The organism is Lysinibacillus contaminans (assembly GCF_001278945.1).
GTDB lineage: Bacteria > Bacillota > Bacilli > Bacillales_A > Planococcaceae > Lysinibacillus > Lysinibacillus contaminans.
Genome location: NZ_LGRV01000007.1, coordinates 453766 through 469411, shown reverse-complemented (window position 1 = coordinate 469411; position 15646 = coordinate 453766). Strand labels below are relative to the sequence as shown.

The 15646-nt window shown below is 38.1% G+C and carries 13 protein-coding genes; 1 reads left to right on the top strand and 12 read right to left on the bottom strand.

Annotation, left to right across the window (positions count from 1 at the left end):
- Positions 1-11 precede the first annotated feature (11 nt).
- The 12 genes from AEA09_RS18370 to AEA09_RS18315 form a co-directional block, all read right to left on the bottom strand.
- Positions 12-245, bottom strand: a complete 234-nt coding sequence (locus tag AEA09_RS18370) for a CsbA family protein (protein ID WP_053585402.1) — start codon at positions 243-245, stop codon at positions 12-14.
- Positions 245-1426 carry a PDZ domain-containing protein gene (locus AEA09_RS18365; protein WP_053585401.1) on the bottom strand — a complete coding sequence of 394 codons (1182 nt, stop codon included), beginning with the start codon at positions 1424-1426 and terminating at the stop codon, positions 245-247. The genes AEA09_RS18370 and AEA09_RS18365 overlap by 1 nt, the downstream gene beginning before the upstream one ends.
- Positions 1427-1549: 123 nt before the next feature.
- A complete protein-coding gene (locus AEA09_RS18360) occupies positions 1550-2992 on the bottom strand; it encodes a S41 family peptidase (protein WP_053585400.1) in 1443 nt (480 codons plus the stop codon).
- Between the two features lie 115 nt (positions 2993-3107).
- A complete protein-coding gene (locus AEA09_RS18355; protein ID WP_053585399.1) occupies positions 3108-3695 on the bottom strand; it encodes a redoxin domain-containing protein in 588 nt (195 codons plus the stop codon).
- Complete coding sequence (locus AEA09_RS18350; protein ID WP_053585398.1) at positions 3692-4315, bottom strand: hypothetical protein; 624 nt, start codon at positions 4313-4315, stop codon at positions 3692-3694. The genes AEA09_RS18355 and AEA09_RS18350 overlap by 4 nt, the downstream gene beginning before the upstream one ends.
- A gap of 513 nt (positions 4316-4828) precedes the next feature.
- The gene (locus AEA09_RS18345) at positions 4829-6121 is read right to left on the bottom strand and encodes a murein hydrolase activator EnvC family protein (protein ID WP_245622902.1); all 1293 of its coding nucleotides are present in this window, start codon (positions 6119-6121) and stop codon (positions 4829-4831) included.
- A gap of 79 nt (positions 6122-6200) precedes the next feature.
- Positions 6201-7085, bottom strand: a complete 885-nt coding sequence (gene ftsX, locus AEA09_RS18340; protein ID WP_053585397.1) for a permease-like cell division protein FtsX — start codon at positions 7083-7085, stop codon at positions 6201-6203.
- Positions 7075-7761, bottom strand: a complete 687-nt coding sequence (gene ftsE / locus AEA09_RS18335; protein WP_053585396.1) for a cell division ATP-binding protein FtsE — start codon at positions 7759-7761, stop codon at positions 7075-7077. The genes ftsX and ftsE overlap by 11 nt, the downstream gene beginning before the upstream one ends.
- 218 nt (positions 7762-7979) lie before the next feature.
- A complete protein-coding gene (locus AEA09_RS18330) occupies positions 7980-9170 on the bottom strand; it encodes a DUF4097 family beta strand repeat-containing protein (RefSeq protein WP_053585395.1) in 1191 nt (396 codons plus the stop codon).
- A 123-nt stretch (positions 9171-9293) separates the two neighbouring features.
- The gene (uvrA, locus tag AEA09_RS18325; protein WP_053585394.1) at positions 9294-12158 is read right to left on the bottom strand and encodes an excinuclease ABC subunit UvrA; all 2865 of its coding nucleotides are present in this window, start codon (positions 12156-12158) and stop codon (positions 9294-9296) included.
- Positions 12159-12162: 4 nt separating this feature from the next.
- Positions 12163-14142 carry an excinuclease ABC subunit UvrB gene (gene uvrB / locus AEA09_RS18320; protein ID WP_053585393.1) on the bottom strand — a complete coding sequence of 660 codons (1980 nt, stop codon included), beginning with the start codon at positions 14140-14142 and terminating at the stop codon, positions 12163-12165.
- Positions 14143-14628: 486 nt separating this feature from the next.
- A complete protein-coding gene (locus tag AEA09_RS18315; RefSeq protein WP_053585392.1) occupies positions 14629-14871 on the bottom strand; it encodes an IDEAL domain-containing protein in 243 nt (80 codons plus the stop codon).
- A 226-nt stretch (positions 14872-15097) separates the two neighbouring features.
- Here AEA09_RS18315 and AEA09_RS18310 point away from each other — a divergent pair, with 226 nt between their 5' ends.
- Positions 15098-15607 (top strand): competence protein ComK, encoded by a 510-nt coding sequence (locus AEA09_RS18310; RefSeq protein WP_053585391.1) that lies wholly within the window; start codon positions 15098-15100, stop codon positions 15605-15607.
- Positions 15608-15646 lie beyond the last annotated feature (39 nt).

The following is a 15646-nucleotide window of genomic DNA, read 5'->3' as shown; positions in this document are numbered from 1 at the left end:
CAAGGCACCTTTTAGTTTTCTTTTTTATTCATCTTTTGGCTCGCAAACCAAAATCCAACTGTTAATGAAAAAGCATCGACAACAAATATAATAGGTGGTGTGGTGTAGCCAGCATAGACTGACGCCGCGATAAGCGCAATCGCTAATACAAGGGCTACAAAACGATTATAGGTAATGCGTGTAAATAAGATGACTAATACTGCTGGTAAAAATAGTGCAAGAATTACCTTCCCAGTAACATCCATTATGAATCCCTCTGCTCAGCTAATAGTAAACCGATACGGTAGTGGTCCGTACTATAAATTACTTGCTGTGTTAAACGAACTTCATTGTTACGATCTAGCACTTCTAAACGACAATGCGCCGCATTAATTTGTAATGCCTCATATAATTCACTTTCCGTATATACAGGTTGACCATTGACCTTACGAATACATTCGCCTACTAGTAACCCCATTTTTTCAGCTGGTGAGTCAGGCAACACCGCCGCTATTACAGCACCTCTTGTACTCGGCGCCACTGCATATACATCCGTTTGATCTTGTAATGCATAATAGATTGATATAACAAGACGTATAATAACCCCTACTGCTAGCGTAATAAAGCCAACAATTGGCTCGAAATACGCCCCAAGGCCCCCCGCTACAATTAACTGCCCTAATAACAAGACGGCGCGACCCATTTGTGGAAGCTGAATAACCGGTACTTGTTTTCTCGTTTTTTTGGAAAAGCCAATCACTATAGGAAATAACACCAGTGCAAATGTAGTTTCTCCTAATGAAAAATGTGGCCAGAAGGGAAGATATGAGGGTATCGCCCCCCCAGGTATAATAAAGACGATCGGTAATACCCACAATTTCCTAGTTATATAAACGATTGCCTGCATGCCACGTTTTGTTTTTTCAATCCGCGGTGATGATACTGTCGTAGCTACACGACGAATAAGCATGCCCTCTGCAATAACACTAAGTCCGGTTAAAATCGTAATCGTAACAATCGCACCGTTTAGCAAATCCATACCTTCTAATGAAATCTTCCACCATGAAAATGACCAATCATACGTATACATTCCCCATACGGCGAGTGTTGCAAGTCCCATCGTATAAATCGGTGATAGCGCGTTGAAAAAGAAAAACACTAGTGCCACAACAGATATTGCTAACAACACAAGTAAAAATGTTTTCGGTACTACCAGGCCAGCCACTATGCTAATTAGTGAAATAATCAGCGCAAACAACCAACCGTTTTTCCATTGACCAATGAGCTCTGTCCAGCCCCATACGATGCGTCGATTAAAAAACTTTCGCTCCTGCTTTACACGGCTATATCCTAAAAATATAGCGAATACAATTGCTATATACACTACTGGATTCAATAAAAAGCGGCCAATCGCTGTTACAATTTCTATGAAAATATCACTAGCCATACGAACACCCGCCATTTCTGTTTCAAATACTATGTTTTCATTGTATCAAACGACTACTCGCTTGCGTAGTACAAACTCGTAGGAAGTATTACACTTCTACTATTTTCACAATGAATGCTATGACTATTGTTCAATATTGTGCATTAAAAAACTCGAAGCCATTTGGAATTGTGCGTCATTTTTGCGATCTTCCTTATAGACTTTTAATGTTTCGTTTAAGCTACTAAAGAATGTTGTATCCACATAAACGTCACCTTCTGCGCTTACTAACTTCTTCTGCTTTCTATATAGCTTAACAGCTTCTTCTGTCGCTTCATCTAGGTAACCATCTAAACGAACGATTTGATAACCAAGTTTTTTCAGGGCATTTTGAGTATAAGCAATTTCCTCGCTCATATCACCCGTTTTAAATTGTCCTGTTAACGGATGCAATTGTATTGCAAATAATTCATTTTGTTCAATTTTCAAACTTGCTTCAATACCCTTCCCATGAATCCATTCTTTTTTCGGTGTAAGCCATTTTTTTGTCGATAATTTCATCTCGCCACCATTTGGTAGTTCCCACGATTCCTGCACTGTTCCTTTTCCAAAGCTTGTCACGCCCACAATTGAAGCACGTCCCCAACTCTTCAACGCGCCACCCAATACTTCACTCGCCGATGCACTCCCTTCGTTTTGTAAGAGGACAATCGGAATTTTCTTCATGGTACGTAAATATTTTTCATCAAAACTTTCTGTGCTCGTCTTTAATGGCTCCATAGCGCCCTCGCCATTTTGCATGTATGCAAATACCTTGCCATTATCTACCAAACTACTCACTAGCGCCGCTACGCTATGTAAATACCCACCTGGATTGTCACGTACATCAACCACAAGCCCCTCTATATCTTTTCGTAATAATTTGCTCGTTTCTGCAACCCATTCCTCTGCAGTTTTCTCACCGAAAAGTGAGATTTCTACATAGCCAATTGCGGTATCTTCTACCATTACAACTTCACTTGTTACTGTCTTATTGGAAATTGCTGCTCGTTCCATCGTCATTTTTATATGCTTATCTTCACTTGGTCGATAAACAACAACTGTAAGAGATGTCCCCTTTTCACCTTGAATTAAATGCATTAATTCGTTCATCGTTTTACCGTCTATTCGTACATCATCAACTTGTACAATTTCGTCAAGTGAACGCATTCCGGCCTTTTCTGCAGGCGATGAACGAACAGGTGACACAACAATAAATTTCCCGTTATTTTCCGTCAATTCAATACCGATACCTACTCTTTCTTCTGCCAACATTTGTCGATGTTGTGCTGCTTCTTCCTTCGAGTAATATGTACTATACGGATCTTTAATGGCATCCGCCATCCCTCGAAGAGCCCCTTCAACGAGTACGTCTTTTTCTGTACTATAAACTGATTGATCTTGAATTAAATCTAAAGCCTTATTAATCGATTCGACCTGCGTTACACTTTGTTTGTTGTTCCCAATACTAAACCAACCAAAGAAAATCCCACTACCTATCAACAACCCAATGACAAGTATGCCGACAATTGCGGTAATCTTGCGCAAGCTTCCCCTCCTTCGTTTCTTTACTGTATGACAAGCTTTTTTCAAACATACAAAAAAAAAATTTACCTCAAATGTTTTTGAGACAAATTTATTTTCTGTAGCAAAGTAACTCGATTTAATCTAGAGATCTCACATAACTTTCAAGCATATCCTTATTCATCGGACCTTGAATCGTGTGTTGAATAGTACCGTTCGAATCAATAAAATACGTTGTTGGAATCGTTATTATTTGATAATCCATCCAAACTTCCTTTTTAGTATCGAGTAAAATAGGAAATGTTAATTCATAGCTATTTTTAAATGTCATAACGGTATTAACCCTCGCATCTGCTGTTACATCACGTTCACCAGCAGTTAAATTGACCGCTAAAATTTCTACATTTTCATCTTTTGCATATTGCTCGTAATAATTTTGCATATGCGGCATTTCTGCTTTACATGGCGGACACCAAGTATTCCAAAAGTTCAGAATGACCTTTTTCCCTCGTAATTCACTTAATGTTACCTTTTCACCTTCAAGTGATGTTAACGTGAAATCAGGAGGTGTATCTCCCTTTTCCAGTCCAATCACTCGGTCTTCTACTTCTTTTCCAAGTGAAGCGGCATCGATTTCTTGATCCTTATCAATTTGTTGTTTAACATATGTACTAATCATCACCGCTACTAATAGTACGATGACAAGTAAACCAATATTCTTTTTCATTTCCTTCCCCCCACTTGTTGAATCAATATGTAGCCAAGTATAAAGAGCGCCATACTTACCCCTACAGCCGTTTGCCATAAGCTTTGTGGTTGAAACGCTGCCACAATCATTAGACCCACTGTGTATATCAATAATGCTTTTGTATGTACTGTTATTTTCCATAGTATGAAAATGGTTAGTATACTTAGCACTATTAAGGTAATTATTTCACTTTTTACCGGATTATCATTTAATAATACCACGAACCATTGGTAAATTGATTGCGTTAAAAGTATTGCCCAAACGCTTGCTGTTACACCTTCTGTATCGAACTGTATCTTTTGTTTTTTCCAGACAAATTGCAACAACACCGCTATCACACCCAAGTAGACACCTATTGTCCCCCCATTAAAATAGAGAAGTGCTAATGGTTGTTCAATTACTGACCAAAAATCAGTCACAATTAGGCTAAATTTCCACACAAAGATAAACGTAAATACTGCATCGCCATATACCCCCGCCCATTGTTTGGAAAATTGCATGCGTAAAATAAACCACACGATAAAAAACGCCAATAACAATGCTATAGCTGTCGCTGGTAGCGTTAATGTACGTATTGAAAACCACTCTGTATTATCCACACGTCACTTCCTCCGCCATTATTGATGTCATTAGCATAGCATATAATCATTTTTCATTATTATCATTTCACAAGGTGTTCAAGAAAACGCCGTAAATACCTAACATACCAATATTTTGTACGAAATGGGCTTGCAAAAATACCCCGTCAAGTATTAAAAGAAAACTCAAGCCGCTATCTGATGCTTGTTCCAATAGATAACAAGTGAAATTGGCAAAGACTCTTTTCTTGTGTTAGAGACCCCCAATAGTAAAAATTATAAGTAAAACATGCCAATTGTCCTTAGTATTATTGGATTATCGACATGTTTTCAGATTTATCGCCCCAATATCTATATTTATCACCCAACTTTTCATTTTTATCGGATACATTCCCGAATTTATCGACATCCACCTTACATCCGACAAAAAGAGCTATAAACTAGAAATCTCCTAGTCTATAGCTCTTTTATGTTAATCAACTACACCTCGGCGTAATTGCGTCCAGTAGGCGTTTGGACACCTACTGAATCATATTATATTGGAATATAAAGTAGTGGGTTCACGCTACCTACAGCTTGTCCTTGCCAAGTACCGTTATGTAGCTCAAAGTGTAAATGAGGACCTGTTGAACGTCCCGTACTACCCATTGCTGCAATTTGATCGCCCTGAGTAACAACTGAACCGGTGCTTACGTTGAACGCACTTAAATGCGCATAAACTGTTGTATAAATTTGCCCATTGATGGAATGCGTCAGTATTACCACATTTCCATATGAGCTTAGTGGAGCTGCATAAGAAACAACCCCGTCTGCAGCAGCCCAGATTGGGGTACCTGTCTTATTTGCTAGGTCGACACCATAATGGAACTCTGGACCAGCACCAAGATTACGCCAGCCGTATGGAGACGTTAATCGTCCATTTGTTGGCTTTATCCATGTACCATTTGATTCTGGTGCATTAACATTTGAAGAAGAAGAACCTCCATTTGCATTGCCAGCTGCTGCGGCAGCTTTACGTCTTGCTTCTTCTTGACGAGCAATTTCAGCTAAACGGTTTTGTTCGGAAATTATTTTCTTTTGCAACTCTTCACTAATTTCAAGTGCCTCTGAGTATTCTTTTTCAAGTAAAACCTTTTCAGATTTAAGCTTTTCTTGCTCTTTTTCTAATTCGTCTACTAATTTATTTTTCTCAGATTTTTGACCATCTAAAGATGATTTCAAATTCTGTAACTCAGTCTTTTTTCCTTCAAGATTTTGACGTTTATCTTCAAGTACTTGCTTCTGCTCTTCTAACTTTTGTTTGTCTTCCTTTTGATCACGCATAATTTGACGATCTGCTTCAAGTAATGCATTTACTGCGGAGAAACGGTCGATGAAATCTACAAAGCTATTAGAACCCAGTAATACATCTAAATAGCTAACCGAGCCTCCAGCCTGAATCGCACGTGCACGCTCTTGTAATAGTTCATCACGTTCTTCAATTTTTCGCATTAGTTCTTCAATTGAACCTTTTAATGCTTCAATTTCATTATTCGCAACATCAATTTCCGCTAAAACTGCTTTGATATTACTATTTGTTTTATCAATTTCAGCATTTAACGTTTGGATTTGATCTACTAAATTTTGTTGTTTTTCTTCAATTGAACTAATAGCATTTGACTTTGCATTAATAGACGAATTCAATTCGTTCTTTTTCGTTTCTACTTGTTTCTTCTCATCTTTTAAATCCGATATATTAGTTGCATACGCTGATGGAGTTTGGATAAAAAGGAATAGTGCAGCTACTGCTACAAAAAATTTTGTTGATTTATGTTGCGTACTTTTCACCGAATGAACTCCCTTCGACTGTTTCATAATATTTTTCAACTATATTAAACTCAAGCTTCAAGTGTGTTACGAAATTAAGTTAAATTTTTAAAAACTTTCGTACGGACATGAAGCTTCCCCAAACACCAATTAGAACACCGATTAGTAACAGTAGACCGCTTACTTGGTACACAAGTGGTGAGAATTCGAGTAATTGGATAAATTCACCCTGTAATCGTGGAGCAATATTTTTATATACATTGTGATAAAGGGTTATGACAACCGCAATCGGGATAATTGAACCCAAAACACCGAGCCACATACCTTCCAGTACGAATGGGATACGCACGAAAGAGTTCGACGCACCTACAAGTTTCATAATTTCAATTTCATCGCGACGAGCAATAATCGTTATACGAATCGTATTCGAAATTAAGAAGATCGCTGTAAATAATAACCCTAAAATAAGTACAAGCCCTACATTACGACTAATATTTAACACGCTAAATAGCTTTTCAACTTTACCTTCGCCATACTTAACGTCATATGTGAAGTCGAATTTATCAATTTTTTTCGCCAAATTCACTGTTTGCTGTGGATCTGATGCCTTCACATAAACAACATTGCGTAACGGGTTACTTTGCTCAAATAATTTAAAATCATCACCGAAATCTTTTACTAAGTCTGTTAACTCTTCTTCTTTCGTCGAATAGGTCATTTCTGCAACTTCTGGTAATTTTTCAATTTTGGCAAGCAATGCTTTTTCAGCTGTTTCATCAGCTGTTTCATCAATTAACACTTTAATTTCTACATCATTTTCTAAATCCGATGCTGCCTTATTTAAGTTCATCATTATAAGAGCAAAAACTCCTACTAAGATAAGCGTCACTGTAACAGCACTAACCGAAGCAATCGTCATCCAACTATTTCGACCAAGTGATTTAAAACTTTCTCTAAAATGACGTTTTATTGTATTAAATTTCATAGCCGTAGTCACCTCCGTGCTCATCACGGACAATCATACCGCCTTCAATTGCAATAACGCGTCGACGAATTGTATTTACAATTTCACGGTTATGCGTTGCCATCACAATTGTTGTTCCACGTGCATTAATTTCTTCAAACAAATTCATAATATCCCATGACGTTTCAGGATCAAGATTCCCCGTTGGTTCGTCGGCAATAACCACTTTCGGGACATTCACAATTGAACGTGCAATTGATACACGTTGTTGTTCCCCACCAGAAAGCTCATTTGGGAACATACGGGCTTTATGTTTTAACCCTACAAGGTCTAAAACTTCCATCACACGACGACGGATTTCCTTTGGCTCTTCTTCAATTACTTCTAAAGCAAAAGCTACATTTTCATACACATTTAAACGAGGTAATAATTTAAAATCTTGGAAAACTATACCAAGTTGTCTGCGTAAAAATGGTACTTTTTTATTTTTTAATGTCCCTAAATCGATACCGTTTACTGTAATCTCTCCTGATGTTGGTTTTTCCTCACGGTACATCAATTTGATAAATGTTGATTTACCAGCACCACTTGGACCCACGACATAGACAAATTCGCCTTGTTTTATATTGACGGAAATCCCATTTGTCGCAACGACTCCATTTGGATATTTTTTTGTCACATTTTTCATCTCTATCATTTTTCAAACCACCTAAATCTATTAAACATAAGTTATATTTCACCTTACTATTATAACACTCAATCTATGTTTTTTTATTACAATTTCATTTCATTCTGTGTAAGTTTTTGTCATTTTCCATTCGTATTGCCAATATTCAAACAAGCATAATCGAGAAAACGACAAAAAAAAATGCATTCAAGCTATACTTATGCGTAGCTTGAATGCTGAAGTACTATTTAAACTTGCTGCTCATCCGTTGTCGTATAACGTACTAAAACCGTACCTGTTTTCGATTCACCTTCGATAAACAAACGGTTCGCTCCTTCTACTTCTTTATCGAAACGTACTAATTTTGATAAAAATTGATCCTGTGTTTCAATCTTCGATACATCCTGAATACCTACATCTACTTTACCAAAGTTCGTCACAATTTTCCCACTAAGTGAAATCGTACTTGGAACGTATAATTCTACTGTTCCTGCAACAGTCTGAGCTTTAATTTTGGACGAATTACTCGAACATGTTGTCACAACGACATGTCCATTCACTGATTTGGCCTCAACTTCATCGAGTGCACCGTCTACATAAACGCGCCCATTCAAAGTTTCAGCTTCTAGATCTTTGCCATGTACGCCTATTAATTCAATTGAACCGTTAGAAGAATCAACTTTTGCTTTATTAAATGTAAGAGATGCCCCTTTAATTGGACCATTTAATGTTTTTAATTTCAATTCTTCAAACACTGAATCACGTAATGTAACGCTCCCATTCATTAGTCGAACAGATAATTTTTCAAACTTTTGCTCTGGTACAAGCACCTTCACATTCACTTGCGCTATTTTTAAATGACTTAAAATACGCAAAGTACCTTCGTCATTTTTCACAACAAATTGATTTAAGAAATTTGTACGTGTTTCCTCATCATTTTCATTGATAAACGGGGCTTTTACTTTGCACATTACCTGGATGTTATCGCCTTCACTTGGCTCGAATGAAAAACTCCCATTCGGTAAATCCACAAAAATATTTTGCACGTCAGAAGCTACTAGTTCCTCTGTATGTGCAAATTCCAATCTATCACCAAAAGGTGTGGATACATCAAATTCTTTTACTTTTTTCACAGCTGTATTCATCATGTCCATAAAAATCGAACCGATTTGTGATAAATCTTTACGGAAATCATGCATTTCTTCTTGGAAGTATTTCTTATAGTCAGCATCACTTTTGTCATGCTGTTCTTCTTTCTTGGCTTCATTGAAGAAAGAATCCTCTTTTTTCGAAAATGTCTCTTCTTCTGCCGTCTTCTCTATAACACGTTGAGCGGTATTGCTAGGTTTCTCTAATGATTCTAATAATGTAATCGCCTCTTTCGCTGAAATTGTTCCTTTTTCCACCAGCTCTAAAATTCGTTGACGTTCATTTTGCATAAATCAAAAGCCTCCCTCAGTTCGTTATACTATTATTACGCTTCGTACTACCAAAAGTTTCACTTTGATTAAAGAAAATGTCCGCATAGTACATATGCCTGCACAATACGGACACTAATACATTTATTTTGTAGCTTTTTCTAAAACTGTATCCATACGCTTACGGTCGCGTTCTAAAATAGGTTTTAAGTATTTCCCTGTATAGGAACCTTCCACTTCTGCTACTTTCTCAGGTGTACCTGTTGCAATAATTGTACCGCCTTTGTCGCCACCTTCAGGTCCAAGATCAATAATATAATCGGCTGTTTTAATAACATCTAGGTTATGCTCAATAACTAACACAGAATCTCCGTTTTCTACAAGACGCTGCAATACAACAAGTAATCGTGCAATATCATCCGTGTGAAGACCTGTTGTTGGTTCATCTAAAATATAAAACGATTTGCCTGTTGATCGACGATGCAATTCAGAGGCTAACTTTACTCGTTGCGCCTCCCCACCGGATAGCGTAGTTGCAGGTTGCCCTAATTTAATATATCCTAATCCAACATCGACAATGGTCTGTAATTTCCGCTGGATTTTCGGAATATTTTCGAAAAATACGACTGCATTTTCAACTGTCATATCTAAAATATCGGCAATGCTTTTATCTTTATATTTTACTTCTAGCGTTTCACGGTTATAGCGTTTGCCATGACAAACCTCACATGGCACATACACGTCTGGCAAGAAATGCATTTCGATTTTAATAATGCCGTCGCCACGACAAGCTTCACAGCGTCCACCTTTAACGTTGAAGCTAAAGCGACCTTTTTTATAACCGCGCACCTTCGCTTCATTCGTGGTTGCAAAGACATCTCGAACATCATCAAATACACCTGTATATGTCGCTGGGTTTGAACGCGGTGTACGGCCAATTGGCGATTGGTCAATATCAATTACCTTTTCTAATGCCTCGATGCCAGCTACTTCTTTATGCGCACCTGGTTTCACCTTTGAACGATTCAACTTTTGTGCCAGTGATTTATATAAGATTTCATTGATCAATGTAGATTTCCCTGAACCAGAAACACCTGTTACAGCAACGAATAATCCTAATGGTATATCAACTTTGACATTTTGAAGATTATTCTCAGTTGCCCCTTTAATTGACAACATGCGACCATCTGGCTTACGGCGTTCAATTGGCAATGGTATGAATTTTTTTCCGCTTAAATACTGTCCAGTTAACGATGCCGGATTTTCCATCACTTCCTGCGGCGTTCCAGCTGCGACAATTTCACCACCATGCACACCAGCACCTGGCCCAACATCGATTAAATAATCAGCTGCTAGCATCGTATCCTCATCATGTTCAACTACAATTAACGTATTACCAATATCACGCATATTTTGCAGCGTACTAATTAAACGATCATTATCACGTTGATGTAGACCAATCGATGGCTCATCCAAAATATATAGTACTCCAGTTAAGCGCGAGCCGATTTGCGTTGCTAGTCGAATTCGCTGTGCTTCCCCACCTGAAAGTGTCCCAGCTGCACGACTGAGTGTTAAATAATCTAAGCCAACATTTATTAAGAAACCAAGACGCTCCGCAATTTCACGAAATACAAGGCGTGCAATTTGCATATCCTTTTCAGATAAAGATAAATTTTTAAAAAATGCATCTGCATCTTGAATCGAATACTCTGTCACTTCACCAATATGCTTATCAGCTATTTTTACCGCCAACGTTTCTGGCTTTAAGCGATAGCCTTTACACGAAGGGCATGCTTGCTGTGCCATATACTTTTCCATTTGCTCACGCACATAATCCGAAGTTGTCTCTTTAAAACGACGCTCAACATTATGTACTACGCCTTCAAATTCAATCATTTGGTCACGTACATTCCCAAATTCATTTTCATAATGGAAGTGAATTTTATCTTTTCCCGAACCGAATAAAATTTTATCCATCTTTTCTTTTGGAAGTTCTTTCACTGGAACATCCATTGGAATTTCATAATGATCACAAACTGCCTTTAATAACTGTGGATAATATTGTGAGCTAGTCGGTTCCCACGGTGCAATGGCATGCTCCAACAGTGAACGTTCCCAATCAGGCACAACTAGCTCTAGGTCTACTTCTTGTGTAGTTCCTAGTCCATCACAGCTCGTACAAGCCCCAAAAGGACTGTTGAATGAAAACATACGAGGCTCTAATTCACCAATTGAAAAGCCGCATATTGGACATGCATGATGCTCACTAAATAATAATTCCTCATGCTCCATCACATCAACTAGCACACGTCCTTCTGCTAAACGTAGCGCTGTTTCTAACGAATCACTGAGACGCCCTGCAATACCTTCTTTCAAAACTATGCGGTCTACAACGACTTCAATGGAGTGCTTTTTATTTTTATCGAGGTCAATCGCATCATCTAAATCACGTAATTCACCATCGATACGAACACGTACAAAGCCTTGCTTTTTTATATCTTCTAATACCTTCACATGCGTTCCTTTACGTCCAGAAATCATTGGCGCTAATAGCTGCATTTTTGTACGTTCTGGATACGTGACTAGGCGATCCACCATTTGTTCAATTGTTTGCGATGTGATTTCGATTCCGTGATTTGGACAAATTGGTTTACCGACACGTGCATACAATAAGCGCAGATAATCATAAATTTCTGTTACTGTACCGACTGTAGAACGTGGGTTACGACTCGTCGTCTTTTGGTCAATTGAAATGGCTGGTGAAAGTCCTTCAATCGCATCAACATCTGGCTTGTCCATTTGCCCAAGAAATTGACGTGCGTAAGCGGACAGTGACTCCACATATCGACGCTGCCCCTCCGCATAAATCGTATCAAATGCAAGTGAAGATTTTCCTGAACCAGATAAGCCCGTTAAAACAACGAGCTGATCACGAGGAATTGTGACATCGATATTTTTTAAATTATGTGCACGTGCACCTTGTACAACGATTTCTGTATTTTTCACAAAATCACCCTTCTGCCTTCAATTCAAAGATGGTATCACGAAGTTCAGCCGCACGTTCAAAATCAAGTGCCTTCGCCGCTTCCTTCATTTCTATTTCAAGAGAAGCAAGTAATTTCTCCTTCTCAGCCTTTGTTAATTTCTTACCTTTTGTCACTTTTGTAACGTACGTTTCATCTTCCTCCGCTACTTGTGTTGCACGAATAATATCTGGAATCTTCTTCACAATTGTTGTAGGCGTAATACCATGTTCTTCGTTATACGCTATTTGCAATGTACGACGACGCTGGGTTTCATCAATCGCCTTTTTCATCGAATCAGTCATCTTGTCGGCATACATAATCACACGTCCATTAGAATTACGCGCCGCACGTCCAATTGTTTGAATCAGTGCACGTTCAGAACGTAGGAAGCCTTCCTTATCCGCATCTAATATCGCCACCAGTGATACCTCAGGAATATCCAGCCCTTCACGCAATAAATTAATCCCAATCAATACATCATACGTGCCTTTACGCAGTTCCCGAATAATTTCAATACGTTCAAGTGTTTTAATCTCCGAATGTAAGTATTCCACTTTCAAGCCCATTTCCTTCAAATAAGCACTTAAATCTTCCGACATTTTTTTCGTTAATGTCGTCACAAGAACTCGCTCATTACGCGTAATCCGCTCTTGAATTTCATCAATTAAATTATCAATTTGTCCTTCAATTGGGCGTACTTCAATAATTGGATCAAGTAAGCCTGTCGGACGAATAATTTGTTCTACCATTTCAGGTGTATGCTCTAGTTCATATGGTCCTGGTGTTGCTGATACAAATATCGCTTGATGTATACGTTTCTCAAATTCCTCAAAACGTAGTGGACGGTTATCAAGTGCGGACGGTAAGCGGAAACCATGCTCTACAAGGACACCCTTACGCGCCTGGTCACCATTGTACATACCGCGTACTTGGGGCAGCGTCACATGACTTTCATCTACAACAAGTAGAAAATCATCCGGGAAATAATCAATTAATGTGTATGGTGTCGCACCTGCTTCACGTAATGTTAAATGACGTGAATAGTTTTCTATACCCGAACAAAAACCCATTTCACGCATCATTTCTAAATCATAGCGTGTACGTTGCTCTAAACGCTGAGCCTCTAATAACTTATCTTCTGCACGAAGATAAGCGAGTCTTTCTTCTAATTCTATTTCAATATTTTCAATGGCTTTCAACATTTTTTCTTCACGGGTAACGAAGTGAGATGCAGGGAAAATAGCGACATGGTCACGTTCTGCCAAAATTTCACCCGTTAACGCATTGACCTCACGAATACGATCCACTTCATCACCAAAAAACTCAATACGTACACAATGTTCATCACGTGAGGCTGGGAAAATTTCTACAACATCTCCTCGAACACGAAATGTCCCTCGGGTGAAGTTCACATCATTTCGTTCGTATTGTACATCCACTAGCTTACGTAATAACTGATTGCGCTCAATTTCCATGCCCGTACGTATAGATACGACCATTTCACGATATTCTTCCGGCGAACCTAAGCCATAGATACACGAAACTGAGGCAATAATAATGACATCCTCACGCTCAAAAAGGGCAGAAGTTGCAGAGTGGCGCAGTTTATCAATTTCATCATTAATGCTCGAATCCTTTTCGATATACGTATCCGTTTGCGGTACATAGGCCTCTGGTTGAAAGTAATCATAGTAACTAACAAAATATTCAACTGCATTATTAGGGAAAAATTCTTTAAACTCACTATATAGTTGACCCGCAAGTGTTTTGTTATGTGCCATAATCAGTGTTGGCTTTTTCACTTGCTGAATAACATTTGAAATCGTAAAAGTTTTACCAGTACCTGTTGCACCAAGTAAAGTTTGATGGCGTTTACCAGCATTTACGCCAGCCACAAGCTCTGCAATAGCTTGCGGCTGATCACCATTGGGCTGATACGATGATTGTAAATCAAATTGCTCCACCTTTTCCCATCCTTTCCGTTTAACACGATTCAGTAGAAATCCCCCACTTCCATAAGTGGCAGGAAAAATGCAAGTATAATATCTGATTCAATAGGTGTCCAAACGCTCACTGAATCAGGTTAAATCCTCCGGCGGATGTCATAGTTTTTGAAAGGCAGAGAGGATGTTATCCTAATTTCGTCGCATCCATGCGACAACGGCTAACTAACCTGCATCACGCAGGCCTAACCACAATTCAAAATCTAGACGCAATAACGCAAAGGCGTAATTGATCACTTACATATATTTTAGCATAGCAGTATTAAAATATCTAACATTTAACGAACATACGTTTCAGTTAACTATAAGAAAGTGCTAGAGCCCTTTTTTATACTAGTCTTGGCAAATTCGAAACATCTTATAGCGTTACCAATATGAAATTAATATTTACCCCACACAACATTGAAAAAACCCGCTCTCCTTCTGTAGAAGAGCGGGTTTGTCATATTATTCACTTGCATCACGGTGTAGCATCTCAAGTTCACTCGCATATAGATGAAAAGCGCATTCATCCTTCTCATCGAGTGCTTGATCTATTAGGACAACCAGTTGTTCTTCACGATACGTACGCTGGATACGATTTAAAAATAAATCTAAATAAATCTCGTTCAATAATTTTTCAGCCTCATTAACCTTCTTCGATTGACCGACAGCTTTTAAAAAATCTGTGTACGAATAATATTTATCCAACGATCTCACCTCGATCCTTTTCTAAATTATAAGAAAATTGAAACTAAAATGCAATGTGTAATAATGTAAAAAATACTCTATTCATCAAATTTTCTGAAAATAAAACGCTTTTATTCTCTATAAATTTGGCGAATTCTTTTAGAGAATTTCGTTAAATAGGTTATTTTCCAATTTTGCATTTTAGCATTAACCTAAGTATTACATTCAGAAATAAGGAGGAAATGCAATGTCAAACAAATATGTTAATGCATACTTAATGTCTTTTAATACGTATTTATTGCAACCAGTAAAACACGAATCGAAAATTTTCACATGTGTAATTGACAAGCACAATGAGTTAATAGTGACACGCAAGCCGATGCATGTCATTCGGAAATCCTGCCTTTCTCTTGGTACAACCTATGAAGCTGCTAGAAATTCTGCAAGACGTTTTTTTGGAAACCAGCACAAATTACCAATTGTTGTTGCCTATGATTTTGGACTTCCTTGTATTTTTCTACCTACGTATTCGCCAAACTCGGAACATAATATCTGGATTGGTTTACATGCTATTAAAAATATTACTCCTAGCCAATCCGGTAGCTTACTAACATTGATTAACGGTGTGCGAATCGAGCTTCCAGTCAAATATGCATCCATCAGTAAGCAATTTGTCAATGCTTCAATGCTCTATAAACATTATGTCGAGGAACGAGAACGACTAACTCATCATTCTCCATTTCAAGAGTTTACTTGAATATAAAAAACCTCAGGAATTCTCTAACTCCTGAGGTTT

Excerpts from the sequence above, each read along its gene's own strand:
- ftsX (WP_053585397.1), bottom strand. The coding sequence starts at position 7,085 with ATGAAATTTAATACAATAAAACGTCATTTTAGAGAAAGTTTTAAATCA.
- ftsE (WP_053585396.1), bottom strand. The coding sequence starts at position 7,761 with ATGATAGAGATGAAAAATGTGACAAAAAAATATCCAAATGGAGTCGTT.
- AEA09_RS18310 (WP_053585391.1), top strand. The coding sequence starts at position 15,098 with ATGTCAAACAAATATGTTAATGCATACTTAATGTCTTTTAATACGTAT.
- AEA09_RS18330 (WP_053585395.1), bottom strand. The coding sequence starts at position 9,170 with ATGCAAAATGAACGTCAACGAATTTTAGAGCTGGTGGAAAAAGGAACA.
- AEA09_RS18355 (WP_053585399.1), bottom strand. The coding sequence starts at position 3,695 with ATGAAAAAGAATATTGGTTTACTTGTCATCGTACTATTAGTAGCGGTG.
- AEA09_RS18365 (WP_053585401.1), bottom strand. The coding sequence starts at position 1,426 with ATGGCTAGTGATATTTTCATAGAAATTGTAACAGCGATTGGCCGCTTT.
- AEA09_RS18370 (WP_053585402.1), bottom strand. The coding sequence starts at position 245 with ATGGATGTTACTGGGAAGGTAATTCTTGCACTATTTTTACCAGCAGTA.